At 45.0% G+C, this 25,097-nt stretch carries 20 protein-coding genes and 1 pseudogene; 16 read left to right on the top strand and 5 right to left on the bottom strand.

Annotation, left to right across the window (positions count from 1 at the left end):
* The first annotated feature begins 170 nt into the window (after window positions 1-170).
* The 3 genes from QT992_RS16435 to QT992_RS16445 all read left to right on the top strand — a co-directional run bounded on the left by QT992_RS16435 (window position 171) and on the right by QT992_RS16445 (window position 5,101).
* Window positions 171-1,787, top strand: coding sequence for a glycosyltransferase family 39 protein (locus QT992_RS16435; protein ID WP_333377331.1), 1,617 nt, complete (start codon window positions 171-173; stop codon window positions 1,785-1,787).
* A 395-nt stretch (window positions 1,788-2,182) separates the two neighbouring features.
* Window positions 2,183-3,706 (top strand): peptide ligase PGM1-related protein, encoded by a 1,524-nt coding sequence (locus tag QT992_RS16440; RefSeq protein ID WP_333377332.1) that lies wholly within the window; start codon window positions 2,183-2,185, stop codon window positions 3,704-3,706.
* 405 nt (window positions 3,707-4,111) lie between these two features.
* The gene (locus tag QT992_RS16445; RefSeq protein WP_333319847.1) at window positions 4,112-5,101 is read left to right on the top strand and encodes a mechanosensitive ion channel family protein; all 990 of its coding nucleotides are present in this window, start codon (window positions 4,112-4,114) and stop codon (window positions 5,099-5,101) included.
* A 137-nt stretch (window positions 5,102-5,238) separates the two neighbouring features.
* Here QT992_RS16445 and purU read toward each other — a convergent pair whose 3' ends face one another.
* The gene (gene purU / locus QT992_RS16450; RefSeq protein ID WP_333340190.1) at window positions 5,239-6,093 is read right to left on the bottom strand and encodes a formyltetrahydrofolate deformylase; all 855 of its coding nucleotides are present in this window, start codon (window positions 6,091-6,093) and stop codon (window positions 5,239-5,241) included.
* A 43-nt stretch (window positions 6,094-6,136) separates the two neighbouring features.
* Between purU and QT992_RS16455 the strand changes: the two genes are divergently transcribed.
* Window positions 6,137-6,325 carry a hypothetical protein gene (locus QT992_RS16455; RefSeq protein WP_333340187.1) on the top strand — a complete coding sequence of 63 codons (189 nt, stop codon included), beginning with the start codon at window positions 6,137-6,139 and terminating at the stop codon, window positions 6,323-6,325.
* A 349-nt stretch (window positions 6,326-6,674) separates the two neighbouring features.
* Here the strand turns inward: QT992_RS16455 and thrC are convergent, their stop codons facing one another.
* Window positions 6,675-7,799 (bottom strand): threonine synthase, encoded by a 1,125-nt coding sequence (gene thrC / locus QT992_RS16460; RefSeq protein WP_333204358.1) that lies wholly within the window; start codon window positions 7,797-7,799, stop codon window positions 6,675-6,677.
* 120 nt (window positions 7,800-7,919) lie between these two features.
* Between thrC and QT992_RS16465 the strand changes: the two genes are divergently transcribed.
* The 6 genes from QT992_RS16465 to QT992_RS16490 all read left to right on the top strand — a co-directional run bounded on the left by QT992_RS16465 (window position 7,920) and on the right by QT992_RS16490 (window position 14,934).
* The gene (locus QT992_RS16465) at window positions 7,920-8,201 is read left to right on the top strand and encodes a hypothetical protein (protein ID WP_333340184.1); all 282 of its coding nucleotides are present in this window, start codon (window positions 7,920-7,922) and stop codon (window positions 8,199-8,201) included.
* Window positions 8,202-8,911: 710 nt separating this feature from the next.
* A complete protein-coding gene (locus tag QT992_RS16470; RefSeq protein ID WP_333319842.1) occupies window positions 8,912-9,964 on the top strand; it encodes a fatty acid desaturase in 1,053 nt (350 codons plus the stop codon).
* 279 nt (window positions 9,965-10,243) lie between these two features.
* Window positions 10,244-11,746 (top strand): AAA family ATPase, encoded by a 1,503-nt coding sequence (locus QT992_RS16475; protein WP_333340180.1) that lies wholly within the window; start codon window positions 10,244-10,246, stop codon window positions 11,744-11,746.
* Window positions 11,746-12,675, top strand: a complete 930-nt coding sequence (locus tag QT992_RS16480; protein WP_333340177.1) for a ParB N-terminal domain-containing protein — start codon at window positions 11,746-11,748, stop codon at window positions 12,673-12,675. Before QT992_RS16475 ends, QT992_RS16480 begins: the two co-directional genes overlap by 1 nt.
* Before the next feature lie 267 nt (window positions 12,676-12,942).
* Entirely contained in the window at window positions 12,943-14,049 is a 1,107-nt protein-coding gene (locus QT992_RS16485) for a Rho termination factor (modular protein) (protein ID WP_333340175.1), read from the top strand.
* A 153-nt stretch (window positions 14,050-14,202) separates the two neighbouring features.
* Complete coding sequence (locus QT992_RS16490; protein WP_333340194.1) at window positions 14,203-14,934, top strand: Uma2 family endonuclease; 732 nt, start codon at window positions 14,203-14,205, stop codon at window positions 14,932-14,934.
* 41 nt (window positions 14,935-14,975) lie between these two features.
* Here the strand turns inward: QT992_RS16490 and QT992_RS16495 are convergent, their stop codons facing one another.
* The 3 genes from QT992_RS16495 to QT992_RS16505 all read right to left on the bottom strand — a co-directional run bounded on the left by QT992_RS16495 (window position 14,976) and on the right by QT992_RS16505 (window position 17,381).
* Window positions 14,976-15,311 (bottom strand): XisI protein, encoded by a 336-nt coding sequence (locus tag QT992_RS16495; protein ID WP_333340173.1) that lies wholly within the window; start codon window positions 15,309-15,311, stop codon window positions 14,976-14,978.
* Window positions 15,299-15,715, bottom strand: coding sequence for an element excision factor XisH family protein (locus QT992_RS16500; RefSeq protein WP_333340170.1), 417 nt, complete (start codon window positions 15,713-15,715; stop codon window positions 15,299-15,301). Before QT992_RS16500 ends, QT992_RS16495 begins: the two co-directional genes overlap by 13 nt.
* 85 nt (window positions 15,716-15,800) lie before the next feature.
* Window positions 15,801-17,381 carry a phenylacetate--CoA ligase family protein gene (locus tag QT992_RS16505; RefSeq protein ID WP_333377334.1) on the bottom strand — a complete coding sequence of 527 codons (1,581 nt, stop codon included), beginning with the start codon at window positions 17,379-17,381 and terminating at the stop codon, window positions 15,801-15,803.
* Window positions 17,382-17,694: 313 nt separating this feature from the next.
* Between QT992_RS16505 and QT992_RS16510 the strand changes: the two are divergent.
* The 6 genes and pseudogenes from QT992_RS16510 to QT992_RS16535 all read left to right on the top strand — a co-directional run.
* Window positions 17,695-17,817 (top strand): annotated as a pseudogene (locus QT992_RS16510) (helix-turn-helix domain-containing protein); the annotation flags it as partial.
* Window positions 17,818-18,000: 183 nt separating this feature from the next.
* Window positions 18,001-19,173, top strand: a complete 1,173-nt coding sequence (locus QT992_RS16515; protein WP_333319849.1) for a transposase — start codon at window positions 18,001-18,003, stop codon at window positions 19,171-19,173.
* A 129-nt stretch (window positions 19,174-19,302) separates the two neighbouring features.
* On the top strand, window positions 19,303-21,207 hold the full coding sequence (locus QT992_RS16520; protein WP_333319826.1) for a serine/threonine-protein kinase: 1,905 nt from the start codon (window positions 19,303-19,305) through the stop codon (window positions 21,205-21,207).
* A 222-nt stretch (window positions 21,208-21,429) separates the two neighbouring features.
* Window positions 21,430-21,699: a hypothetical protein gene (locus tag QT992_RS16525; protein WP_015177486.1), complete on the top strand. Its 270-nt coding sequence runs from the start codon at window positions 21,430-21,432 to the stop codon at window positions 21,697-21,699.
* Window positions 21,700-22,219: 520 nt separating this feature from the next.
* Complete coding sequence (locus QT992_RS16530) at window positions 22,220-23,431, top strand: transposase (RefSeq protein ID WP_333319823.1); 1,212 nt, start codon at window positions 22,220-22,222, stop codon at window positions 23,429-23,431.
* A 151-nt stretch (window positions 23,432-23,582) separates the two neighbouring features.
* On the top strand, window positions 23,583-24,926 hold the full coding sequence (locus QT992_RS16535) for an EAL domain-containing response regulator (RefSeq protein WP_333340164.1): 1,344 nt from the start codon (window positions 23,583-23,585) through the stop codon (window positions 24,924-24,926).
* Window positions 24,927-25,097 lie beyond the last annotated feature (171 nt).

Below are 25,097 nucleotides of genomic sequence, written 5' to 3' on the forward strand. Positions count from 1 at the left end.
AGAATGCCCAAGATGTAGAAGATATTTAACTGGTTCCCAGGCTCTGTCTGGGAACCGATGTAAGCGAGGCTCTGCCTCGAAAAGCTTACATTAAAATTGGAGGCAGAGCCTCCGGATCTGTGTTACCAGGCTCTTCCTGGTAACAAGTAATCGCCACAATTAGGACAAGCATGGGATCTACAACACATCAAGACACATCTGTTAATACCAAAAATTCCGGCTGGTTGATTAACTTATTGGCGATCGGCATTTTACTAGGTATCGGATTTCGGTTTTTTGAGATCGATCGCAAGCTTTACTGGCACGACGAAGTTTACACATCAATCCGCGCCGCTGGTTTCACCCGCCAAGAAATCGACGACCAACTATTCCAAAACCGGATTGTTCCCGCACCACAATTGCAAAAATATCAGCGGATTAAACCGGGAACTACAGAAGCAGACACGATTCGTTCTTTAGCACTAGAAGACCCGCAGCATCCGCCTTTATACTTTCTCATGGCTCGTTGGTGGATGCAGCAATTTGGCAGTTCTCTAACAGCATCGCGCACTTTGCCAGCACTATTGAGTTTGCTGTCGCTGCCTTTGATGTACGGTTTAGCTCAGGAACTTTTCGCCTCGAATTTGGCTGGGTTATTAGCAACAGCACTTTTGGCTTTATCACCCTTTGACATATTGTTTGCTCAGACAGCAAGGCAGTACAGTTTGCTGACAGCCACAGTTATTGGCAGTAGTTGGCTGCTGCTGAGAGCAGTGCGGTTGCGGGGTTGGAAAAATTGGGTATTTTACTCGCTGGCGATCGCCCTTGGTTTCTACACTCACCCTTTCTTCAGTTTAACACTCATCGGACACGGAGTTTTTATAATTTCTTACTGGTTGTTTGTTAAAAAAACAAAATTGCGAGGTCATGTAACTAATTCCCAATTCTTTTTAGCAGTAACAGCAGCTTTAATATTGTATCTTCCGTGGATTTACGTGCTGGCAACCAACCTGGGACGAGCATCAGCTACGACAGATTGGACGCGAGTATCTCCGGGTTGGCTGTATCTTGTCAAATTGTGGACGCTCAGCTTTACAGCATTATTTTTTGACTTCGACTTAGGCTTTGATAATATCTGGACTTATCTGCTGAGATTGCCATTTTTGCTGTTAATTGCGGCAGCCCTTTACACAATCTGCCGCCGGACTAGCAGTTCAACTTGGCTGTTTATTTTAACATCAATTTTTGTACCTTTTTTGATCTTGGCCTTACCGGATCTAATCCTAGGCGGCAAACGTTCGGCCGTCAGCCGCTATCTGATTTCCTGCTTTCCGGGAGTGCAGCTAGCAGTTGCTTACTTGCTCGCCAGTAACGTGAAAATTCAGCAGCGGTTTTGGCAAGTCATTTTAGCCCTGGTTTTTACAGCAAGTGTAGCATCCTGTACGGTCAGCGCTTTTTCTGATACTTGGTGGAGCAAAGACTTGAGCTATTTTAATGCTGAAGTTGCGAAAATTATTAACAAAGAGGCGATAGCTAACCGATCGATTAAAGATACAATTGTAATTAGCGATCGCGGCAACGATTTTACGAACATGGGAGATTTGCTGTCTCTGAGTTATTTGCTCGACAAAGACGTGCGGCTGATGCTGCTGAGCCAGTCGCCAGAAATCGAGATGCTGAACAAATATTCGGCTCCCCTGGTGTTGGGCCCTTCGGAAAAATTGATCTCGGCACTCAAGCAAAATCAACGCCGCTTAGAGCCAATATTGGAATATGCCAGGCTTTTTCGAGCGCGGCGAGCTTCTTAGAGCAATTCCCAAAAGTAGTGATAGTGATACAGATAGATTGTACGCGAGCATTTGTAGGGATACCGCACCGTGCCGTCTCCGACGCTGTAGGGATACGGCAAAAGCCTTTCGGAGTGTCAACTTAAGCCGAAAGCCTTTTGTATCTCTCGTTTATAGCCGAGTCTCGATCCCCCTAAATCCCCCTTAAGAAGGGGGGACTTTGAGCCATTTCCGGTTCCCCCCTTGTTAAGGGGGGCTAGGGGGGATCTGGGCCTATATTATCCAACCGGAGTCTCTGACTGGGTTTAACATGTTTGTTGACACGAAGAAGGGCACGGTGCACAGTCCGTACTTATCTGGGCTGACACACCCGACACCATCAGCAATAATTATTTGAATACTTAGGAGAAAACGTAATGCAAGAGTTAAATAATTCATCTTCCGAATCCGCGCAGAAGTTTCGCAATCTTCAGACAGAATTACGCGAACGTTGGCGAGCGATAGAAGAATTCGACAGCGGAGATTGTGACATTATTATCATTCCTTCTGTCAGCTTAGATCAGCAAGAAATGCAGAAAGTTGAGGGTGCTTACCATTACGAAGAGCGGCATTTATTTTCATTGATTCGCCTGCGAAATCCCCGCACGCGCTTAATTTACATTACCTCGGAGCCATTGCACCCGATGATTGTGGATTATTACCTGCAATTGCTGCCGGGAATTCCGTTTTCTCACGCGCGCGATCGGCTTTTGCTGTTCAGTGCTTACGATGCTTCTGCCAAATCCCTCACCCAGAAAATTTTAGAGCGCCCCCGCTTGATGGAGCGCATTCGTCAAGCAGTGCGGCCGACAAAATCTTATATGGTTTGTTATAACTCGACCCCCTTAGAACGGGAGTTATCTGTTAAATTGGGGATTCCTTTGTGGGCCAGCGATCCAGATCTGTTATACTGGGGAACAAAAAGCGGTAGCAGGCAAATTTTTAAAGAATGTGGCGTGCCTTATCCTGACGGTTCCGAGTTGGTTTGGAATGCGGAAGATTTAGCAGAATCTGCGGCCGAGTTGTGGGAACGGCAGCCACATTTGCAGCGGATCGTAATTAAGTTAAATGAAGGTTTTTCGGGGGAAGGAAATGCAATTCTCGATCTGCGTTCCCTGGCGAGTAAAGCACCTACAGAAAGAGCGAAGGCAATTGGCGAGCACTTCCATAATTTGCGCTTTCAAGCAACGGGCGAAACCTGGGAAAATTTTAGCAGCCGCATTCCCGAATTAGGGGCAATTGCCGAAGCATTTATCGAAGGAGAAGAAAAGTTCTCGCCCAGTGTTCAAGGCAGAATTATTCCCAGCGGCGAAGTAGAAATCCTCTCCACTCACGACCAGATTTTAGGAGGCCCCGACGGCCAAATTTTCTTAGGTTGCCGATTTCCAGCGGACGAATCTTACCGGCTGGCGTTGCAAGAATTGGGATGGAAAGTTGGGAAAAATTTAGCCGAAAAAGGTGCTTTAGAGAGATTTGGAGTAGATTTTCTCGCTGTAAAGCAATCCGATGGAAAATGGGATCTTCAAGCAATAGAAATTAACTTACGTAAAGGAGGCACAACTCATCCGTTTATGGCTTTGAAGCTGTTAACAAACGGTCGGTACGATCGTACTACCGGATTATTTTACAGCCAGCAGGGCCGTCCGAAATATTATCTCGCTTCGGACAATTTGAAAAAAGAGCGCTATCGGGGATTATTACCGAACGATTTGATGGATATTATTGCTGACAATCAACTGCACTTTGACAGCGGTACAGAGACGGGCAGTGTGTTTCATTTAATGGGTTGTTTGTCGGAGTTTGGCAAATTGGGAGTGACGAGTATCGGCAATTCGCAGCAAGAAGCTGAGGAGAGGTATAACAAAGTTGTGAAAGTGCTCGATCGCGAAACCTCATACTAAATCTCATTTAGGATCGCGAATTAAATAACTTACAATTTTAATTGTTATTGTGGGATGGGCGTCCCGCCCGTCCGTTTTGGACGGGCGGGACGCCCATCCCACTTTCAAGAGTGGAAGTTATTTAATTCTCATTCCTTAGCAGATGGGATTTAGTCACCGATGCGTTGTTTTTGCCTTAACTGCAATTAGGCTGCATTAATCTATCAGCTTTTTTATTATTCCGCATCTACGGATCATCTACTAATCGATGTAAATGTACTATATCCCAACCTATAATCTGCATTCAAAATTTTGAGGAGTGCCAAAAAATCTTCCTCGCGTCGTACCAACCTACAGTCTTTAGATAGAACTTAATCGAGCTAGATTCTACTACTATCGACAACGACTGATGCGCGAGGAAACTTCATGAAGGCAGAGATATCCATAGTCTGGAAAAAGATTCAGAGCATGATCGACGGCTTTCTGATCATGCTGCCTAATATTGTGCTGGCGTTAATTGTCTTTGCAATTTTTTACTTTGTGGGTAGGCAAATTAAGAGAGTTGTCAGGCGAGTTACCCGCCACCACCACCAAGCTCGAAATTTGGGGCTGGTGTTAGGACGGTTAGCCCAGAGTGCGATCGTTCTAGTTGGTCTATTTATTTCTCTTTCGATTGTAATTCCCACCTTGAAAGCTGGCGATTTGGTGCAACTGCTGGGAATTAGCGGGGTGGCGATTGGTTTTGCCTTTCGCGATATCTTGCAAAACTTCTTAGCCGGTATCCTAATTCTGTTGACGGAACCGTTCCGAATCGATGACCAGATTGTGTTTAAAAACTTTGAGGGAACGGTAGAAAATATTGAGACGCGCGCTACAACAATCCAAACCTATGATGGTCGCCGGATTGTCATTCCTAATGCCGAATTGTTTACGAATACGGTGACAGTGAATACTGCTTTCGATAAACGCCGCATGGAATACGATATTAGTATTGGTTACGGCGACGATATTGACCACGCCAAGCAGTTAATCCTGGAAGCAATCTACAGCATAAAGGAGGTTTTGAAAGCTCCTGCACCCGATGTACTGGCGATGGATCTAGCAGAAAGTACGGTCAAGATCCGCGTTCGGTGGTGGATTGCTCCGCCGCGCCGAATTGACGATCTGCGATCGCGCGACAAGGTAATTTCTGCTATTAAAAAAAAGCTATATGTGGAAAACGGCTTCGATTTCCCTTATCCCACGCGGAACATCTTGTTTCACGACCAAACCGAAGAGACCGATGGCGATCGCTCCCAGCAGCGCGAAGGATGGCCCGCAGGTAAAAGTAAAGTTCCCAAACCTCGTCGTATGGGCCGCTCTTTGCGAAAATTTACCCAAGGGCGATCGCAACAAGACGGCAACGGAAAATCTTAACCGCATCACAAGTCATGAAGAATGTCAAGTTCAGCAAACTTTGGGAGTCGCTACACTGCGATCGTGCAACCGGAATTGATATCACTCGCCGAGCGATCGAAGGAGTAACAAACCAGGATTGATATGATGCCTAATTTTCAAGCAAAAACCACAGTCCGATTGCCGTAAACTAAAACACGATTTTGTAAATGATATCGCACCGCCCTTGCTAAAACAACCCTTTCTAAATCTTTACCTTTGCGAATCAAATCAGAGACTTCATCGCGGTGACTGACGCGCACAACATCTTGTTCGATAATCGGGCCAGCATCTAAATCCGGTGTAACATAGTGGGCTGTTGCACCGATAATTTTTACCCCTCTTTCATAAGCCCTTTCGTAGGGGTTTGCACCCACAAACGCGGGTAAAAATGAATGGTGAATATTAATCACATTGGGAAATTTTCTGATAAAGTCTTGACTCAAGATTTGCATATATTTAGCCAAAACTACTAAATCAATTTTATATTTATTAAGAATTTCTAACTGTTGTGCTTCTTGAATAGCTTTATTGTCTTTAGTAATGGGAATATACTCAAAGTCGATCCCGTATTGTGCGGCAATGGGCTTTAAATTTTGATGATTGCTGATTATCAGCGGAATTTCACCTCTGATTTCTTGCGCTCGCTGTCGCCAAATCAAGTCTAATAAACAGTGATCTTGACGGCTTACCCAGATTGCGATGCGTCGAATTTTCTGAGAGAAATGCAATTGCCAGTTGGCTTGTAAGTCCTTGGCAATTTCACTAAAAGCAGGTGTTATTTGTTCGGTGGTTAAGTCAAAATCATCTAATTGCCATTCTAGCCGGCTCAGAAATAATCCGGCGGTAAAATCTGTATGGTGATCTGCGTGGATAATATTGCCGTTGTGGGAGGCGATAAAGTTAGCAAGTAAGGCGACAAGCCCTTTGCGATCGGGACAGGAAATTAACAGGGTTGCAGTAGGCTTAGTCATAAGATAATGACAAAATTGTCTCGCTGAGTTTATTGATAAAAAAGTGAGTTCACAGGAGTTTATTGATACTGAGATGTTGCACCATTCTCAATTAGCCTTTTATGAACAGGCTCTCCGGCCTGTTCCACAAGAAAATTTATATTTTGTGGAACAGGCCGGAGAGCCTGTTTCGATGGGCTTACGGGCGGGTTCTTCGGCCCAACCCCTACTCCCCACAAAAGATTTTAACTAAGAGTGGAACAGGCATCTTGCCTGTTTCTTATATTGGTGCAAGATGTGAATTTAAACTGATATCTTACAACAATATCAATCGAGGACTTTCGCGCGGGGTGGGGGCGGCTTTTTTAGTCTTTTGGTATCCTTGAAAGCTATTGAGTAAGCAGCCCCTTGTATGTTAAAAGAGGTAGATTGCGATTTACTGTTGGGTGGGGGCGGGTTTATTCAGATTGTGGGTACTTGTTAGATATTGTTGGTGAACCCGCCCCTACAGGTTGTTGACCGCCGGTGCAATATCTTAGTTTAAATGAATCACAGAGGACACAAAGAACACAACTGACAACTGACAACTGACAACTAACTTCTTAAAATCCCATCGCCCCAGCTACTGCATCCAAAGTCGGAGCAATGCCGCTTTTAAATTGATTGTTGCTGTGATTAATTGCGGTATCCGGGTCTTTCAAACCGTTACCAGTTAGCACGCAAACTACCGTCGCCCCAGTCGGAACTTGGTCTTTTACCTTCAGCAAACCGGCCACAGAAGCTGCACTCGCCGGTTCGCAGAAAATTCCTTCCTGCGATGCTAACAAACGGTAAGCGTCGAGAATTTCGGCGTCGGTGACTGCAGCAAAACTGCCGCGGCTGGCTTCGGAAGCTGCGATCGCCTGTTTCCAGCTAGCAGGGTTGCCGATCCGAATCGCCGTCGCCAGGGTTTCTGGATGCGATACCGGTGAGCCCGTTACCAACGGCGCAGCCCCGGCGGCTTGAAATCCCATCATCTGCGGCAAGCGCGAACATTTTTTGGCTTGGTGGTATTGACAAAAACCCATCCAGTATGCTGTGATGTTTCCCGCATTTCCGACGGGAATGCACAGCCAGTCGGGGGCATCGCCTAAAGCGTCAACGACTTCAAAAGCGCCGGTTTTCTGGCCTTCCAAACGGTAAGGATTCACGGAGTTGACCAATGTCACGGGGTAGTTAACGGCCATTTCGCGGACAATTTCAAGGGCTCGATCGAAATTTCCGCCAATCGAAATTACTTCCGCACCGTAAAGCAAAGCTTGCGCCAGCTTGCCCAAAGCCACGTAACCTTCGGGAATCAACACGAAAGCTCGCATTCCCCCGCGTCGGGCGTAGGCGGCCGCCGAGGCCGAAGTATTGCCGGTACTGGCGCAAATTACAGCTTCGGCACCAGCTTCCTTCGCCTTGGAAATCGCCATTGTCATCCCCCGGTCTTTGAAACTACCAGTGGGGTTGAGGCCGTCGTATTTCACCAAGACGCGCACGTCTCTACCGATGAGAGAGGCGATCGCAGGTGCTGGAATCAGGGGAGTATTGCCTTCTTGGAGCGTCACTACCGGCGTGGTTTCCGTCACCGGCAGGTAGGGGCGATAAGCTTCGATCAAGCCGGGCCAGCCGTAGCGTTTCGGCTCGGCGGCGCGGGCAGCGGAGTTAGCAGCAGAGTCTGTAGCAGGTAGAATCAGGGTCACGATGTCAATGGTTTTAGGCAATGGCTAAGGAATTTACACTAATTTTAGCTCGATCGGTTAATTTGATGTTTAATACGATCGGTTCAGGTTAAAGTAACTTAATGGTGTGAATGTGTAGATATGTCTACTCAATTACTAATGTCAAATAATTCATCCACTCTTTCCCGGCCTCAAGTCGCCGCGAGCAACCCCGAAATGGCTAGTTCTTCTACCCTATCGACCAGTTTTGCCCGCAAAGTAGATTTGGTGAAGTGCCCCTACCAAGCCGACCAGCAAGTTAAGTTCCTGCACTTGCAAGCAGAAATCGAATCCTTGCTGCTGGAAGTGCAAAGCCTCAAACAGCAACGGTCGCTCGCTGGCTTGCCGGCTCAGGGCCCGATTTCTGGCAGCAAGAGCAATTAGCAGACAACAGCGCCTAATGCCAACTGTGCTACCCCTGTGTTATCGGGAAATTGGGTTTAAAACCCCGTCCTTCCAGGACGGCTTTAATTTCTTAAACCCATTCCCAAAAATCAGGGAATTGCTGGTTTTTGTAGTGTAGTATGTATACTATAAAAGTCAAGGTTAAACTCGCAACGCCCTCGTGAAACAGGGACTCAGACACACTTTTAGGCGTAAACCGGGGGACAAAGAGCGGCGAAAACTCTCAAAACAGCTAGGGCCTTAATACAGCCTCATAACCAGAAAAAAAAACAATTCACTTTTTTTAGATAGGGTAGGGCATACCCGAATTCTAGGTCAATATCCTAGTACGCTTTTGGAGATAGGCCCTCTGGGGTGACTGCGAATCGGGCTCGTTAATTGGTAGGATTTCTACGGTTAAAAGGTTTGAGTATTGCCGCAAGGACGTAGCACTTAAAGGTTAGTCGCTGAATTAAGAATCCCCACACCTTTAGGTTGGGGAGTGTCAAAAAAACAAAGGTTTTGCTACCCGCAGTATTTTTTGCCAAAAGTGCTAGAAATTCCTAACTGCGGATAGCGCTCGCTAGCATTTGCTAAAACGCGCTTGCCTACTGCTCAACTCGTCTGCCACAAGCTGGCAACGAGCTGACATTTTATGGCGCTAATTTGTTAAGCCATCCTCATGGCATACGGAGAATCGAAATCTATTTATGACAGCATCGATCGAAAAACCACTAAATTTGACATCCGCAAGTGACACCTCCAACCTGCGCCTCAAAGATATTCTCAAAACCCTGCCGCGGGAAGTATTCGTCAAAAACCCCCGCAAAGCTTGGACAAAAGTAATCGTCAACGTTTTGCTAGTAGCGGTCGGTTACTGGGGCATAGCAGTATCTCCTTGGTTTCTACTACCCCTGATGTGGATTTTCACAGGTACCGGATTAACCGGTTTTTTTGTGATCGGCCACGACTGCGGTCATCGGTCATTTGCTAACCGCCGCTGGGTAAACGATTTAGTCGGACATATTGCATTTCTGCCGTTAATTTATCCGTTTCACGCATGGCGGCACGGGCACAACTATCACCACAAGCACACCAACAAACTTGGCGAAGATAATGCTTGGCAGCCGATGACAGCAGAAGACTACGCTGCCGCGCCCAAGGCTTTACAAATAGCTTATAGTTTAATATTCGGTCGGATGTGGTGGATTGGCTCGATCGCCCACTGGGCAAAAGTGCACTTTATGTGGTGGCGCTTCAAAGGCCAACAGAAACAAGAACAAGTGCGGTTTTCAGTTTTGGTCGTTTTAATCGGTGCTGCGATCGGATTCCCGATTTTAATTGCAACCACAGGCATTTGGGGATTTGTCAAATTTTGGTTGATGCCCTGGCTGGTTTACCATTTCTGGATGAGCACTTTTACGATCGTTCACCACACAGCACCAGACATTTCATTTAAAGAACCCGAAGAATGGAACGAAGCCCAAGCGCAACTATCGGGAACAGTTCACTGCGATTATCCCCGCTGGGTAGAGTTTCTGTGCCACGACATTAACGTGCACGTTCCCCACCACCTTTCAACTGCTATTCCCTGGTACAATTTGCGCCTCGCCCACAGCAGCTTAAAGGAAAATTGGCAAGATCATCTCTACGAAACAGAATTTTCTTGGTCTTTAATGAAGCGGATTGCCGACAACTGTCACCTATACAATCCCGCTGGCGGCTATCAGACATTGCAAGAATTTAACGCTCAAACCAAGTAAGTTTGAAACGCGATTAATCCCCTAAAAACCCGGTTGTGTTTGACAAACCGGGTTTTTCGATATTAAACTCCGTAGCCTTTGTAAAGGACGGAATGCGCGCCCTAAGCTGTTGCGGCATTTAAATTGTCGGTAAAAAAAAATAAAGTCTTGTGGGGTGGGCGTCCCGCCCGCCCTGAATATACAACTTAAATGCGCGCCCTACTGTCAATATCACAATCCGTACCATTATTAAATCAGTCATTCCCAATCTAAAATCTAAAATCTAAAATCTAAAATCGAATGACTTTCAATCCCAATAACTGTCGCAACGAAAGCGAAGTAGAAAGCAAACTCATTGTCAGCTATCTGCTACCAAAGTTAGGCTATACGCCCGACACTTGGCACCAAGAAATAGCATTTGGGAATATTCGTCTAGACTTCCTCTCATTTGCCACCCAAGTTATCCCCATAGTCGTCGAGACAGACTCGCCGATGAGTGTAGTCATGGAGGCAAAACATCCGAAGGAAAATTTAGACCGCCACCTGCGAAAACTAACTCGCTATTTAACAAGTTTGAGCATCCGCTACGGACTCATAACTAACGGTAAAGAAATTAGAATTTACGAAAGAGTCGCCGATGATATTCAGCTAGTCTTTAAGTGTGCTGGACAAGACCTTGAAAATAGAATTGAGGAAATTATCGCTTTAATTGGCAGAGATCGTTTAAACTTTATAAAAAATCCCGATAATCTCAAACTGGAAGATAGTAAAATTAATTTGGTTAGTCCTGAGTTAATGAGCGAAGTCCCAGTACAGCCCAAGAATCCCGCCCCCGCAGAACCTGAGCCAAGTCAAATCTCTGAACCCCAACAAATACCTGAAAATAATCCAGTTAAGCCTCAAGTTAAATCCGATGTAACCGTTCCCCCAAAAACTCAAAATACAATGAAAATCATTGCAGTTTACCACAATAAAGGCGGCGTTGGCAAAACTACAACAGTAGTCAATTTAGCGGCAGCGCTGAGCAAGAAAGGTAAGAGAGTCTTGGTAATCGACTTAGATAGTCAAGCGAATACAACCTTTGCGACTGGTTTAGTAAAATTTGAGGATGAAGAACAAGACGATTTGAAAGATAATAATATTCTTCAAGTTTTGCAATCAGAAGAATTTTTTTCCATCGCACAAGTAGCTCGCAAGTCTAATTTTTGCCATCCCGAAATTGATGTGATTCCTTCCCATATAGATTTAATGCAATATGAAACGGAACTCAATCAACTAGATTACAGCCGCATGATTTTAATTCAGAAACTAGCAGAAGTACAGGATAAATATGATCTTGTACTGATTGATACGCCGCCATCTTTGAATTTTTATGCTAGAGTTGCTCTAATTGCGGCGGATTATTTAATTATTCCTTCTGACTTAAAACCTTTTGCCAATCAAGGACTGATTAATGTCAAGGATTTTATTAAAAAAGTCAACGGATTCAAAAAACAAATTGGCAAGAAACCACTAGAAGTTTTAGGCGTACTCTCTTGCAAAATCTCAACTAATAGTAAATTTGTACAGTACAGTTTGCCCAAGCGGAGGGAGGCAATTCCCAAACGCTACGGCCTGGAAATCATGGACAGCGTAATTTACGAGAGAGATGATTTGGCCAAGTGTGCAGAACAATTTCAAATCGTGGGAAATATGGAAATCGCCGATCCCATTTCAGTGCTAGACTTTAAGCCGGATTCCATCGCATCCCAAGAATTTGAAATGCTAGCAATGGAAGTTTTGGAAAAAATAGGTAAAAACTAATGAAAAAATTATCTCCGTCACTGGTTGCAGTGAAAAAAATTACATCCGCAGTGCCCCGTTCCAATTTTGCAGAGCCGGATTTGGAGAAACTGGCGCAACTGATTTTAGAATTAGGAGGATTGATCAACCCCATAATTGTCCGTCGCAACGGTATGGATGCCTACGAGATAGTAGACGGAGACTTTGAATACTACGCTGCTGCGAAAGCCAGGGAAATTCACCCTCAAAAAGGCGAGACAATCGGAGCATTTATTCTTGAACCCGAAAATGAAGAATTGCTTTTGGAACAAGTTCAAGCGCTGAGGAAATCAGCCAAAAATGAGAATTTAGTTGATAACCCAGAAACCGGGTTTTTGTACGAAAATACTTCGTCGCCGCCCGCAGATTCAATAACAAACGCGGTTTCTTCGGTAGAAGTCCCTAATTTAGGTGAAAATGAAACTCCCGAAGATTCATCTAGTTTAGAACAGCGACTAACAAATATTCAAGCCTTGTTTGCAAGTCAAATTAATGAATTAAAAGCCGAGTACGCCCGTGAACAAAAAGTTTTAGCGCAGAGTATACAAGAACTTGAAAACCGAATCTTACAACAAGTACCTCTGTTAGTTGAAGCTGGGTTAGAAAACAGAATTAATGAGTTGAAATCAGAGTCGCCACCCGAAAAACAAGTGGTGGTAGAGAGGATACCAGAATTTGAAAACGTAGCTTCCGAATCAATGTCGCTGTTGGAAGCACTCAATACTTTAGAGAAAAATCAACTGTCGGCTAATTTGAAAGATGCTGGCTTGAAGCTTCCAGTAATCCAAATAATACTCAAAGAGCGAGATGCGCGGCCGTTTGTCTCATTTGCAAATGTGGTGGAACGTGTTAAAGGGTTAACCGACAAAACAATGGTTAAAATAATTGACAAGTGGCAAAAATACTCATAACTCGCAACTCCTGCGGCTACTCGCAACTTTGACTCAGTGAGTCTCTACTCCAAAATAAGTAAAGATGAGTAAAGCAGTGGATCATTGGTGTCCCGCAGGCAGTTAAACTCATCACAGTCGCTTTTTTTAGGAATTGCAGTAACTTTTGCCGTAGCACGGGCGAGGGCGGGACGCCATCGCGAGGGATGTCACCCCACGGGAAGCCGCGTAGATATACAGAAATACCTACACACCAGATTTTAATGACAAAAGGGGACTTGTAACAAGATGGATCGATCGTCCGATCAAAACCGAATAGTTGAATATTTGCGGATTAAGCCAATTAGTCACAGTCAGATTTACACTTCCCAAATTGCAGTACCAGAGTTTCATCGGGGCGAAATTCCTCGCGAACGCCGCGAAGCTCTCAGGAGAAGTTTGATCGAGCAAGGCAGCAACTTGATTCCTTTAATTGTACGCCCCACTGAAGCTTACAGCAACGAAGAAGAATATGAAGTAGTCTGCGGCTCAGATTGGTGTATTGTGGCTAAAGAACTCGGCATCGAGCAAATGTGGGCGTGGGTATTTGAAATGACCGACGAGGAGGTAGCTGTTGCTCAAGCCGAAATGGAACATTTAGCTCCGCAACCGACTCAGAAAACTGCACAAATTGAGACTCTACTGCAACAATTTGAGCTATCATTTCAAAAAAAGGTAGACAGTCTAACTAAACAAATAGAACAATCTGTAAAAAAAAATGAAGACCTGCTAAAAAAGCACGTAAAAGCTCTAACTGAGCAGAACTTTGAGCGTAACCAAATAGAACAGATTAAGCATTTGCTCGAACAAGTGGAAAAAGCATTTCAGGAAAAGGTAGATAAAATGGCTAGAAAAATTGAACAATCGAGCAGCAACCGTCCGCAAACATCGGCTGTTATTTCTGAGGTAAATCTTGAAGGTGCTTTGAGGCAGTTGGATGAACTGGAAAAACTGCTGTCAATAAAATTAGAACGCACAGTCCAAAAAATTAATGAGTTTGTTTCCGAGGCTATTGAAAACGTAGAAAATGACCTGAAAAATCAAATTGAAACGCTCCGCCGCCAACTGGGAGCCGCAGCGACTCACTCAGAAATACAGCCAGAAGCACAACCGAAAACCCCGTCAAAAACACAGCCTAAGAAGCAGGCTAATAAGCAGTCGAAAGCACAGCAAAAACCTCAGTTACCGCAGTTGCAGTTAGAGTTGCCGTTTCCGTCCCCGTTCCCAGAGGAAGACTACGAAAGTCTTTCGCTGAGACGGTTGAAGGCGATCGGCAAAGACAGGAAAGTGCGGGGCTACGCGCGCATGAAACGACCGGAAATTCTGGTTGCTCTCAGACAAACTGACGGTCAATAAAACGACTATTGCTAATAGTTAAAGACTAATTGTTCGGTGTTCGATCGCGCTTTTCGGCAAAAAGTGCGATCGGGCTTTCAGAATAGTCCTCGGCAGAGATATGAAAAGCTTGCTAAAATAGACACACAACCTCTTACTCCTCACCCAGCAGCCATGTCCGCAACCGCAGAATTAGCTACTACCCAAGAAATACCAGAACAAGAGATAGTAGAACAAGAGATACCAGAAAATGTTATCTTTCCTTCAGGCGATTTATACAGTGACGAACCTCCCGTGGAAACAGAACTGCATCTCCGACAAATAATCCTACTCTTCAACTGTCTAGAATGGCTGTGGCGAGATAGAAACAATTTCTATGCTGCTGGAAACCTCACCATTTATTACAGTCCCAAGCAACTCAAATCGAAGGACTTCCGAGGCCCAGACTTTTTTGTGGTACTCGGAACAGAACGAAAAACTCGGAAAAGCTGGGTAGTTTGGGAAGAAGAGGGAAAGTACCCCAATATTATCGTTGAAATCCTGTCTCCCAAAACAGCGGATGTAGATAAAAACTTTAAAAAACAACTGTATCAAGATACTTTTCGCACTCACGACTACTTTTGGTTTGACCCAGAAACTTTAGAATTAGCTGGGTTTCATTTAGTTGACGGGGAATATGAAGCAATCGCACCGAACGAATTCGGGCATCTGCGGAGTCAGCAGCTCGATTTGAGTCTCGGAATTTGTGGCGGAAAATTGCGTTTCTTTACAGCAGAAGGAGAGCTTGTCCCTACTCCTCAAGAGGTTGCAGAAACGGAGACTCAACGAGCCGGACAAGAAGCTCAACGAGCCGATCGCCTGGCCGCGAAACTGCGAGAATTAAATATTGATCCCGATACAATTTAGCGATCGTCCTTTCATTCAATTTTCCTGTATTGTAAGCTGGTTTAGGCGATCGCATATCCCGTATGTTGCCGAACATGATACGGATGAAACCCTAAAACTATCTTGTCTTTAGGCACTCCTAATTCTACAAGTTCTGGGGTAATTCCCGTTTCTATACCATCTTGTTGAATCCAAATTTTGCCGTCGATAATTTCCACATGAACGATACAATCGTGAATTCTTTTAGGCCCTTGCCAGCCATCGTGCATTAGTAAAAAATTGTTTTGTTCGCTGTCAACAATAACGCTGCTTTTAATTTCTCCGTGTCCGTAAGAAATCTGGGCATAACTATCTAAAACATTGCGAACAATTTGGCGATATTCATCTAGTGTATCCATCTGACAATTGTCTCCTTTAATGAATCAAAAACTATTAGTTTAAATCTCTTGTTCTCTAACAAAATCTGCCCGATAGGTTCAGAAAAGATTTCTGCATAAACTTCTGCACGAATGGCCAGATATATTATCCGTTCAGGTTCCGCTCGCTGTAGAATATCTTCGTAAACAATATACTGTCCAACAGCTTGTTCTAAGTCATGAACTGGTGAAGCACTCACGAAACTTTTGACTTCTACAGCAATTTTGCGACCTTGCTTTTCGGCAGCAAATAGTTTTTCTGCACCCAAATCGACGCTGAGAGTACGTTTGCCAATTTTTAAGGGTAGGGGATCTTTGGTTATCGTCCACCCATCTTTTTCTAGGGCGGTTCTGACATTATTGTGGTAGATGTCTTGGGCTGGCATATTTTAAGCTGAACCATCAAATGTCACCCTAATTATAGAATAACACAAGACTTTTGAAAACTGATAGATCATCAATTCAAACTACTTACTGCCGCGTGTATCGGTGCTTCACCCCAATCGGAAAATACTCCGCATCGCCCGTCTCCGTTAATGTCACCACAGGTAACTGATATTCGGGCGGCACATAATTAGCAAATTCGCTGTTTAGCCGCCGCAATTGCGCGAGAATTGAAGATGCGATCGCCTGCTGCATCTCCTCGTCGCCCTCCACCCCCGCTGCTAATTCCACAACCACCGATAAATACCGATTTTGATCCGAATCCTCCCTGACTTGCAGTACAAATTTTCCCGTCACCCATTCCCGAATGGTGGGAACTTCTAAACCTACGGTGACATTTTCTGGGTAAATGTTAGCACCGAAGTAAGAAACGGTAAAGTGCGTTAGCGAAGCCCTCGAAGAGGATCGCCCAAAGACATAGACAAAAGGTAGACAGCGAATTCCTCTGGGGAAATCAGAAACTTTCATACCTGCTGCTTGCTGCAAACTTGCCACAGGGTTAAATCCCCATTCAGCCAAAAAATTGAGCATTGCTTCGTAAGAAATTAAACCGCCATTATCCGAGATGTGATAGCGTATTAGCGGGATGCCGTTGTCGCCAGAAAATAATAGCGTGCCGTCATTATTCACTTCAAAAAAGCGGCTTTTGGGATCGTACTGCACCAGCGTTGGCAACCGCGATTCCCCGAATAAATTGCGTGCTGCTTCGGGATTCTTTGCTAAAAAGCGACGGATACAAATGCTCAGCGGTGTCTCGTTGCCCAAAACGCCCGCATCCGCAGTACCGTAAAGGCTCGCAGAGTTGTAATATAGATTGTCAGAATTAGTGCGATCGCTCACCAAACTCCGCCATTCTTCGCTAAACACTTCCCCCGCAAACACCATCTTAATTCGATATTTTTGCCACTCCACACCCCCAGCAATTCCGCTATCAATCACATCCTTGATAAATGGCGGATATCCCAACAAAACTACTTGCTCAAAATGCTCGCCAAGTTCCTGCACAACTCGAAATATTTCAGTCTTATTATTCCCTGGCGTCACAACTGTAACTGGATAACCTTTACTCGCTAGATAGCGGCAGCAATTTGCCGTGTACATTCCGCCTACCCAAGTTCCCAACGCAAAGCAAATGACAGCTAAAGTTGAGCGCTTATCGGCGTAAAAACTGTCGTGAAATATTTGTTCAAAACGAGTGGCAATTTGCAACTCGTCGCTGATAAAACGCGGCCAAAATGTCGGGTTTCCTGTCGAACCCGATGAAACAGCAATGAAATCGCAAGTTTCTAATTTGCCGTGGTAGCACAACTGAGGTAGCGGGTGACAGCGTAAATAATTCTCTTTGGTAATTAGCGGCAATTTTTGGAAGTCTTCAAAGGTTTGAATTGAGGCGGGATTGATGTTATGTTCAGCTAGGAAATTCTGGTAAGCTGGTACTGTGGCCGCGACTTTTTGAAAAAGCGCCATCGCCCCGGATTCGGCAACTCGATTCTGTTGGTGTTGCAATCGTTCCTCAAGCGGCGCCCTCAAAAACTCTTCAAACGCCCCCATTGCTCGCTGACGCTGTTCTGGCTGCATGATTTGCTCCTTAAAATGGGTATTTGGCACCTCGATCGCTCAAAATTCAATTAGTAGCGCTAACACCCGATCGCACATTGGGCTGGACACTAAAAATTTGAACACACTTTGAGGTCGATCGAAAATATGGCGCAGTAGATAAACTTCTATAGCAGGAAACCGCTGTTTTCACAATAACCACAGGGGATAGCCAAGCTGCCGATCGACTAATCAACACTGACAGAGTTTGACCGCGCCGCAAGCCCACCCCTTCAGGGGTCGGGATGCGTCTGCATTTGTCTTGCATATGAAGCTGTCGTTAAGTCGTTAATATCTACAATATACGATAAAATAACTTCAGGAGGTGAGCGAATTGATTTTGAGTTACAAGTATAAGTTGCGCCCCAATAATCAACAGCTTAAAAAACTATCGGGATGGCTCGATATGTTACGAGCTAATTACAACTGGTGTTGGCGCGACCGTGTTGATGGCTGGCATCAGCAATTTATTTGCGGTAGCTATTCCGATTTGAAAACACAAGCTGAAATCACACCTTTGACTTGCAGTTTAGTTAAGGGGACGCAATTAGCTAACCCCTGGAAAGGTGGTGGTGGCAAAGCCAATAAAAAAGGGGAGAAAGATCGATCTCCTAAACGCACGGTAGTTTTGATGCAAGATGCAAACCTGCAAGAATTAAAAGATGCTAGACCCTGGTATCAAGAGATTGATATTGGGGTTTTACAGTTAATAACAGTTCGAGTTAACGAATCTTTTAATAAGTTTTTCAAGGGTGCTGGGTTTCCCAAATTTAAACGTCGTCACGATTTTAAATCCTTTAGTTACAAACCAGGAAGGATTAAAATCAAGGGTAATAAAATCTATTTGCCTAAAATCGGATGGATGCGTTTTTATAATTCGCGTTCTCTTCCAGATGGATTTGAAATCAAGACGGTTACAGTTAGACAGAAAGCTGATGGTTGGTACGTTTCAGTTAGAATTGAAAACAAGACAGTACCAGATTTTCCAATAATCCCAGACAGTGAAATTAAAACCATTACTGGCTGTGATATGGGATTAGGAAAATTGGTTTACTTGTCTGATGGAAGTAGTATTGACAACCCGCGTTTTGCTACTAATAAAAAAACTAAGCGTTTAATGAAAATTAGACAAAGGCGGGTTAGTCGCAAGCAAAAGGGAAGCAAGAATCGCAGTAAAGCTCAACTCAGGGTGAGTAAATTACATAACAGGATTCAACAGCGACGAGAATCTTATCAATGGGATGTGGCTAATCGAATTGTTAAAAAAGCTGATGCTGTTACGGTTGAAGATTTACCAGTCAAAAACATGATGAAACGGTGCAAACCAGTTAAGTCTGAGGCTGGTAGATTTTTATCTAATGGTCAATCAGCTAAACGAGGATTGAATCGTTCTATTGCTGATGCAAGTTGGTATAGTTTAACTCAAAAACTTGAATATTTGGCTGCGAAGCTAGGCAAGAAATTGTATAAAATTAACCCCAAATATACCAGTCAAACTTGTAGTAAATGTAGACAAGTTGATAAAAATAGTCGCAATGGTGAAAAGTTTATTTGCACTAATTGCGGACATATTGATGATGCTAATTTACAAGCTGCTAAGAATGTGAAAACTAAGGCAATAGAAACCTACGGGTTAAATATTGTCAAGAAAAAGGTACGGCGGGACTCGCCGAAACCAGTACAAACGACACTTTTTAATGTCGGAATGTACGAACGCTCGTCAGATAATACGCTGCCCCAAAAAGGCAAACGGCGTGTGGGCGAGAACCCAGAGTACAAGCAATTGTCTCTCTGGGATATTTAGGGCGAAATTCCTAAAGAATCTCATCCCCTTCAGGGGTGGGAGTGTCAAACACTATGGCAAGATTAATTCAGCGATCGCCCAAAACTCCCAGTCTCAGTCAAGCGTGAAAATCAGACGCAGCAAGTTCCAATGAACAATCCCATCTACCCCGGCATAACTCTCAACAACCACTACCGCATCGTCCGCGAATTGGGACACGGAGGCTTCGGGCGCACCTACCTCGCTGAAGATGCCCACCGATTTAACGAACCCTGCGTTTTAAAAGAATTTGCGCCCCAAGTACATGGAAGTTACGCTTTACAAAAATCCGAGGAACTGTTCGAGCGGGAAGCGGGAGTGCTCTACAAGCTGCAACACAATCAAATCCCGCGCTTTCGCGAACTCTTCCGCGTCAGTATCAGCGATCGAGGCTACCTATTTCTCGTCCAAGACTACGTGCCCGGTCAAACCTACCGCTTTCTGCTCGACGCCCGCAAGCGTCAGGGTTTGCGGTTCATAGAAGCAGAAATCAATCAATTGCTGCTGCAGATTTTGCCCCTGCTCGAATACATTCACTCTTTGGGAGTGATTCACCGCGACATCTCCCCGGACAACCTGATTCTGCGGAGTTCTGACGGAATGCCCGTGCTCATCGACTTTGGGGGAGTAAAACAAGTCGCCGCCACCGTAGAGTCTCTTTTCGCTGAGGCTAACGGCACTCTCGCCCCCGCGACTCGCATCGGCAAGCTCGGCTATGCTCCCCTCGAACAGATGCAGATGGGCATTGTCTCTCCCCACAGCGATTTGTACGCTCTGGCGGCCACGGTTTTGGTGTTGCTGACGGGGAAGGAACCCCATCAGTTGCTCGACAGCCAGACGCTGAATTGGAATTGGCGGGCGGAATGTTCTCTGTCTCCGAATTTGTCCCTGGTGCTGGATAAAATGCTTGCTCAGCAGCCGAGCCAGCGTTACTCCTCGGCTCGCGAGGTAATGCTCGCTCTCTCCGGCAATCCGCCTTTACAGCCACCTTTGCCGCCAGCCCCGGATTTTGGGATCACGCAGCCGCCGGATTTCTCGCCTATACCCGTACCCGCCCCCACGCCAAAACTGCCGGGAACTCCGGTGCGAGTTGCTGCTATTGGCCATCAGCAAAAGATGCCTGCTTGGAAAATGGTTTTGTTCGTGGTGGCGGTGCTCTCAAGTATGGGGGGAGTTGGCTGGTTTGCGGGCAATTCTTTGTTAAATCTGCAATCAAAAGTGCAGAAAGTTCCCCAGCCTTCAAGCCCGAAACAGGAGCAAGAAGATGCTTTGCAAGATCGCTTTGTAAAGCTCAAAATTGACGATCGATTCTATAACGGTTACGTCAACCTTGTGGACGAGACTTTCTATGCCAAATACCCGGAATTGGGGGGACGATTGTTAAAAGAAGGCGATGACGATCGCCAATGGCGCGAAAGGTGGCAGAAAATCGGCGACGAGTTGCTCGACAAGCTGGAAAATCTCAGCAGCGACGCTAGAGCACGGTTGGGTACTTACGACACTACTGATATCGATCGCTGGAAAACTGAGGTTAACAAGCTGAATTTGAGCAGTCGGGCTCTCTACGATTTGGCTGATGCTAGGTTTTTTTATTGGTTTCCACAACAGCCGCGCGATCGCAATATCATCGGTTTGCCGATCGGACAAATTTGGCAAGCAATTACCGCCGACCAACTCGAAGCCTTACAAGCTGGAGCAACTGTCGAAAGCGTTGAATTCGATCGCCTCTCGAACAGCAAACGCCTCACAGGCAATCTCAAACCCGGAGAAGGGAAAGCTTACATTGCCAGGTTCGCTCTCAATCAAACTTTGCGGGTGAATTTGCAAGCACCGCGCAAATCTACTCTACTGTCAATTTATACTCCGGGGCGGACAAAGGGCGCGCGAGCTTTGCTGGAAGATGCAGAGGGGCTTAGTTGGTCTGGATTGCTGGATGATACTGGTTTTTATGAATTCGTGGTAGTTTCTCAAGCATCTGAGCCGATCGCTTACCAGTTGAATCTGACGGCCGAATAACTGCTATTGACAATCAAGCATCCAGGATACAAGCCCCCGGATTCATCCGTCCAGAAATAAAAAACCTGTAACCGATAAAGGAACCCCCGAATTTCTCCGTGGGCTCAAGGCTTCAATCTAAAATCTAAAATCTAAAATCTAAAATCGATTGACGCTCTCTATCCACCCGCGTAATAATAAGGTAATACCGATCGGGTAAGTTTTCCTGTTCAAACAAAGAATATGCTGAGATTCGCGATCGTAGCTTTAGTGACTTTTGGATTAGTATTAGTGACTGCACTAGGTTTACATCCGGCCAATGCGACAGTCAGCACTCCCGAATTTTATGCTTGGAACTTTGCCTCTGTAGGCAGTAGCGAGCTGGTTTGTAAAAAGACCGTGGTAGTTCCGCAAGACCTGATAATTCCGTCCTCATCCATGCACGCTGTCAGTATCACTTCTGCAATTGTAGATGAAAAGTTTTGCGCGAATTCCACTAAGCCTGTGAATTAAGGCAGCGCATAATAGGATTTCGGGTTAGAGAACCATAATTAAGTTCTCCGTTAGTCGATTTTAGAGGTTAGATTTACTGCACAAATGAATCTGGGAGATTGAACCTTAATCTAAAATTTTTATCTCTCCACGACTGTTGTCTGAAAGCAAGTATCTTTTTTTGGATGAATCAGGAGGCTGCATCCTGATTCATCCCTGGAGAGAAAACTCTAGTTTTCAGTACAAACACGGACTCATTATAAACAATTAACCGGACATCATATAAGTGATAGCCTGAGTAATTTCCGCCATCGGCGCATTGAAACTCTTGGCTATTTTTTTTATGAGAAATATTGGGTATTTTGTAATAAAAGTTTATCAAACGAGTCGGACTCAGCAGTTTTCTGCTCTTGAAAGAGATCGAAATCTTCCCAATTTGGGCAGTTCTTTGAGTGTGACCAAAAATTTGGGTTTCAAGCCTCGCCCATAAGCGGGCGACTTTTTTATGTTAGACTATTGCCGTAGGGTTTTTCCACGTCAAATGATAGTTCTGGAATTTAAAGTTAAAGGAAAAACAACCCAATACACTGCTATAGATGAGGCGATTAGAACCGCTCAGTTTGTCCGCAACAAGTGCATCCGTTACTGGATGGACAATCACGGCGTGGGACAGAAAGAGCTTTATCGCTACAACACAGCGTTGCGGGCTGAATTTCCGTTTGTCAAGACTTTAAATTCCCATGCTTGTCAAGCTTCGGTTGAACGTGCTTATACTTCAATCGCTCGGTTCTACGACAATTGCAAGCGCCAGGTTTCCGGTCAGAAAGGCTATCCAAAATTTAATAAAAACTGTCGCTCAGTTGAGTATAAGACTTCAGGGTGGTCACTTTCCCCGACGCGCAAGCAAATCACTTTTACCGACAAAAAAGGTATCGGCAGACTCAAGCTGAAAGGGACGTGGGACTTAAACTTCTACCAAGTCGAGCAAATTAAGCGGGTACGTTTGGTTAAACGTGCTGACGGTTACTATGTCCAATTTGTAATCAGGATTGAATGCCAAGTTGAAACAACTTCGAGTGGGCGAACAATCGGTTTAGATGTTGGACTTAAAGAGTTTTATACCGACAGCAACGGACATAGTGAACCGAACCCCAGATTCTATAAGAAAGGTGAGAAGCGACTGAAGTCTCGACAACGCCGCGTTTCTCGCAAAAAGAAAGGCTCTACCAACCGAAAGAAAGCCATTAATCGACTAGGGCGAGTACACCTCAAAATAAGTAGGCAGCGTCAAGAACACGCTAAGAGAATAGCGCGTTGCGTAATCCAATCTAACGATTTGGTCGCCTATGAAGACTTGAGGGTTAAAAACCTAGTGAAGAATCATTGTCTCGCTAAGTCAATTAATGATGCGGGTTGGTATCAATTCAGGAAATGGTTGGAATATTTTGGAATTAAGTTCGGCAAAGTAACGGTGGCGGTTAATCCAGCTTATACTTCGCAAAAGTGTTCCAACTGCGGGACTACTGTAAAAAAATCTCTATCTACTAGGACGCATAGTTGCAAGTGCGGACTTGAGCTAGATAGGGATTGGAATGCAGCTCTGAATATCCTGAATTTAGCCTTGGGTACTACAGGTCATGTAGGAACCTGGATTTTAAATCCGAACGCTTCGGGAGATTCGACCTCTACTCAGGCTGGAGCAATCTTGTCTGGGCAAGTTGGGTCGGTGAACGAAGAATCCTCACGCCTTTAGGCGCAGGAGTGTCAATTAAGAACCCAGGGGAAATATTCAGCCATTTAACTAATGGTTTATTGGCTAATTAGCTGAATTATTAATTTGCTAGTTTGATTATGCTAGAGTTAGTCAGGTTCAGATATATAGTGGCATCTGTTATCTAAGTATCATGCTCAAAATTTTGGTGATTGAAGACGACGAATTAATCCGGGAAACTCTTCTGCAACTCCTGGAATCTCACAGCTACCGGGTCATTGCGGCCGAAAACGGTCGAGCTGGGGTGCAGATGGCACTTTCGGAGATACCGGATTTAATTTTGTGCGACGTGCAGATGCCGGAACTAGACGGTTATGACGTGTTGCGGACTCTGCGGCAAAACTCGCTAGCTGCAACAATTCCATTTATTTTCCTCACGGCTCAAAGTGACAAAACCGATTTTCGTCGGGGGATGGAATTGGGGGCCGACGATTACCTGACAAAGCCGTTTACCAAGGCTGAATTGCTGGGAGCCATTGCTTCTCGCGTCTTGAAGCGGCAAACTATTACTCAACCGCTGACAGTCGCGCTTCACCAAGCAGAAGCCAGACTCAAAGATTTAGTTAACGACTCCACCAAGGTTACAACCCTCTCTCCTGAAAAGTTTGCTCTCGAAGCTTTGCTGCGCCACGCTTTGGAACAAGGTGAGTTTCAGGTATATTATCAACCACAAGTGAATATTGCTACCGGCCAAGTTATCGGCGCCGAAGCTTTAGTGCGCTGGCAAAATCCCGATCGAGGTATAATTTCTCCCTGCGAATTTATTCCCTTAGCAGAAGAAACAGGTTTAATTATTCAGATTGGCGAGTGGGTACTGCTTTCAGCTTGCGCTCAAGCCGCTAGTTGGCTGGCGGCGGGGTTTTCGCCCTTTACAATATCAGTAAACTTGTCGGCCCGGCAGTTGTCCGACCCGGAACTCAAGGCGCGAATCGTGCAAATATTGGAAACTACAGGTTTAGAGCCTGCGAATTTAGAATTAGAAATGACCGAAAGCGCTTTGGTGGAAAATGCGACAGTAGCAGGCGCTACTTTAAACGAACTAAAAGCTCTAGGAATTCGGATTGCTATTGACGACTTCGGCACCGGTTACGCTACTTTAGGATATCTCAAGCAATTTGCTTTTGACAGCTTAAAGATCGATCGAATTTTCGTCCGTAATGCCAACGAAGATACTCAAAATGCTGCTATTACTACAGCAGTAATTTTACTTGGTCACAGTTTGAATATGACTGTAATTGCTGAGGGAGTGGAAACAGAAGCAGAACTAGAATTTTTGAAACAACATCAGTGCGATATCATACAGGGGTATCTGTTCAGTCGCCCCGAACCAGCAGCGATAATTGAAAGTATGTTGGTTGCCGACCCGAGTTTGTTCGCGCCACCCCCAGCAGCACCTAGTCGCGTTGTCCCTTTTGTACCTGTGTCCGAACCCGAAAAATCTAAAAACCTTTCAATGTCGCGTCTAGGAATAGTATAAGTGTCACTAAGATTTCTGTTTAATAGGATAAAATTCTTTCTTTTACCTTCTATTTTCTGCATAAAAGTGGACGCTTCCTCATAAAAATTTGTAGCTTTTGATGATAGGCGAGTCAAAGAAAGTATTGTTCCCCATATTGCTCTACTGCTTCCCCTTTTATGCGCTAGGCCC

The organism is Microcoleus sp. T3_D1, assembly GCF_036700405.1.
GTDB lineage: Bacteria > Cyanobacteriota > Cyanobacteriia > Cyanobacteriales > Microcoleaceae > Microcoleus.

What these genes read in the sequence shown, in the direction of transcription:
- QT992_RS16435 (WP_333377331.1), top strand. Translation starts at nt 171, where the DNA reads ATGGGATCTACAACACATCAAGACACATCTGTTAATACCAAAAATTCC.
- QT992_RS16525 (WP_015177486.1), top strand. Translation starts at nt 21,430, where the DNA reads ATGCTGAGATTCGCGATCGTAGCTTTAGTGACTTTTGGATTAGTATTA.
- purU (WP_333340190.1), bottom strand. Translation starts at nt 6,093, where the DNA reads ATGACTAAGCCTACTGCAACCCTGTTAATTTCCTGTCCCGATCGCAAA.
- QT992_RS16530 (WP_333319823.1), top strand. Translation starts at nt 22,220, where the DNA reads ATGATAGTTCTGGAATTTAAAGTTAAAGGAAAAACAACCCAATACACT.
- QT992_RS16475 (WP_333340180.1), top strand. Translation starts at nt 10,244, where the DNA reads ATGACTTTCAATCCCAATAACTGTCGCAACGAAAGCGAAGTAGAAAGC.
- QT992_RS16465 (WP_333340184.1), top strand. Translation starts at nt 7,920, where the DNA reads ATGTCTACTCAATTACTAATGTCAAATAATTCATCCACTCTTTCCCGG.
- QT992_RS16535 (WP_333340164.1), top strand. Translation starts at nt 23,583, where the DNA reads ATGCTCAAAATTTTGGTGATTGAAGACGACGAATTAATCCGGGAAACT.
- QT992_RS16480 (WP_333340177.1), top strand. Translation starts at nt 11,746, where the DNA reads ATGAAAAAATTATCTCCGTCACTGGTTGCAGTGAAAAAAATTACATCC.
- QT992_RS16490 (WP_333340194.1), top strand. Translation starts at nt 14,203, where the DNA reads ATGTCCGCAACCGCAGAATTAGCTACTACCCAAGAAATACCAGAACAA.
- QT992_RS16515 (WP_333319849.1), top strand. Translation starts at nt 18,001, where the DNA reads ATGCAAGATGCAAACCTGCAAGAATTAAAAGATGCTAGACCCTGGTAT.
- QT992_RS16440 (WP_333377332.1), top strand. Translation starts at nt 2,183, where the DNA reads ATGCAAGAGTTAAATAATTCATCTTCCGAATCCGCGCAGAAGTTTCGC.
- QT992_RS16485 (WP_333340175.1), top strand. Translation starts at nt 12,943, where the DNA reads ATGGATCGATCGTCCGATCAAAACCGAATAGTTGAATATTTGCGGATT.
- QT992_RS16470 (WP_333319842.1), top strand. Translation starts at nt 8,912, where the DNA reads ATGACAGCATCGATCGAAAAACCACTAAATTTGACATCCGCAAGTGAC.
- QT992_RS16445 (WP_333319847.1), top strand. Translation starts at nt 4,112, where the DNA reads ATGAAGGCAGAGATATCCATAGTCTGGAAAAAGATTCAGAGCATGATC.
- QT992_RS16520 (WP_333319826.1), top strand. Translation starts at nt 19,303, where the DNA reads ATGAACAATCCCATCTACCCCGGCATAACTCTCAACAACCACTACCGC.
- QT992_RS16495 (WP_333340173.1), bottom strand. Translation starts at nt 15,311, where the DNA reads ATGGATACACTAGATGAATATCGCCAAATTGTTCGCAATGTTTTAGAT.
- QT992_RS16500 (WP_333340170.1), bottom strand. Translation starts at nt 15,715, where the DNA reads ATGCCAGCCCAAGACATCTACCACAATAATGTCAGAACCGCCCTAGAA.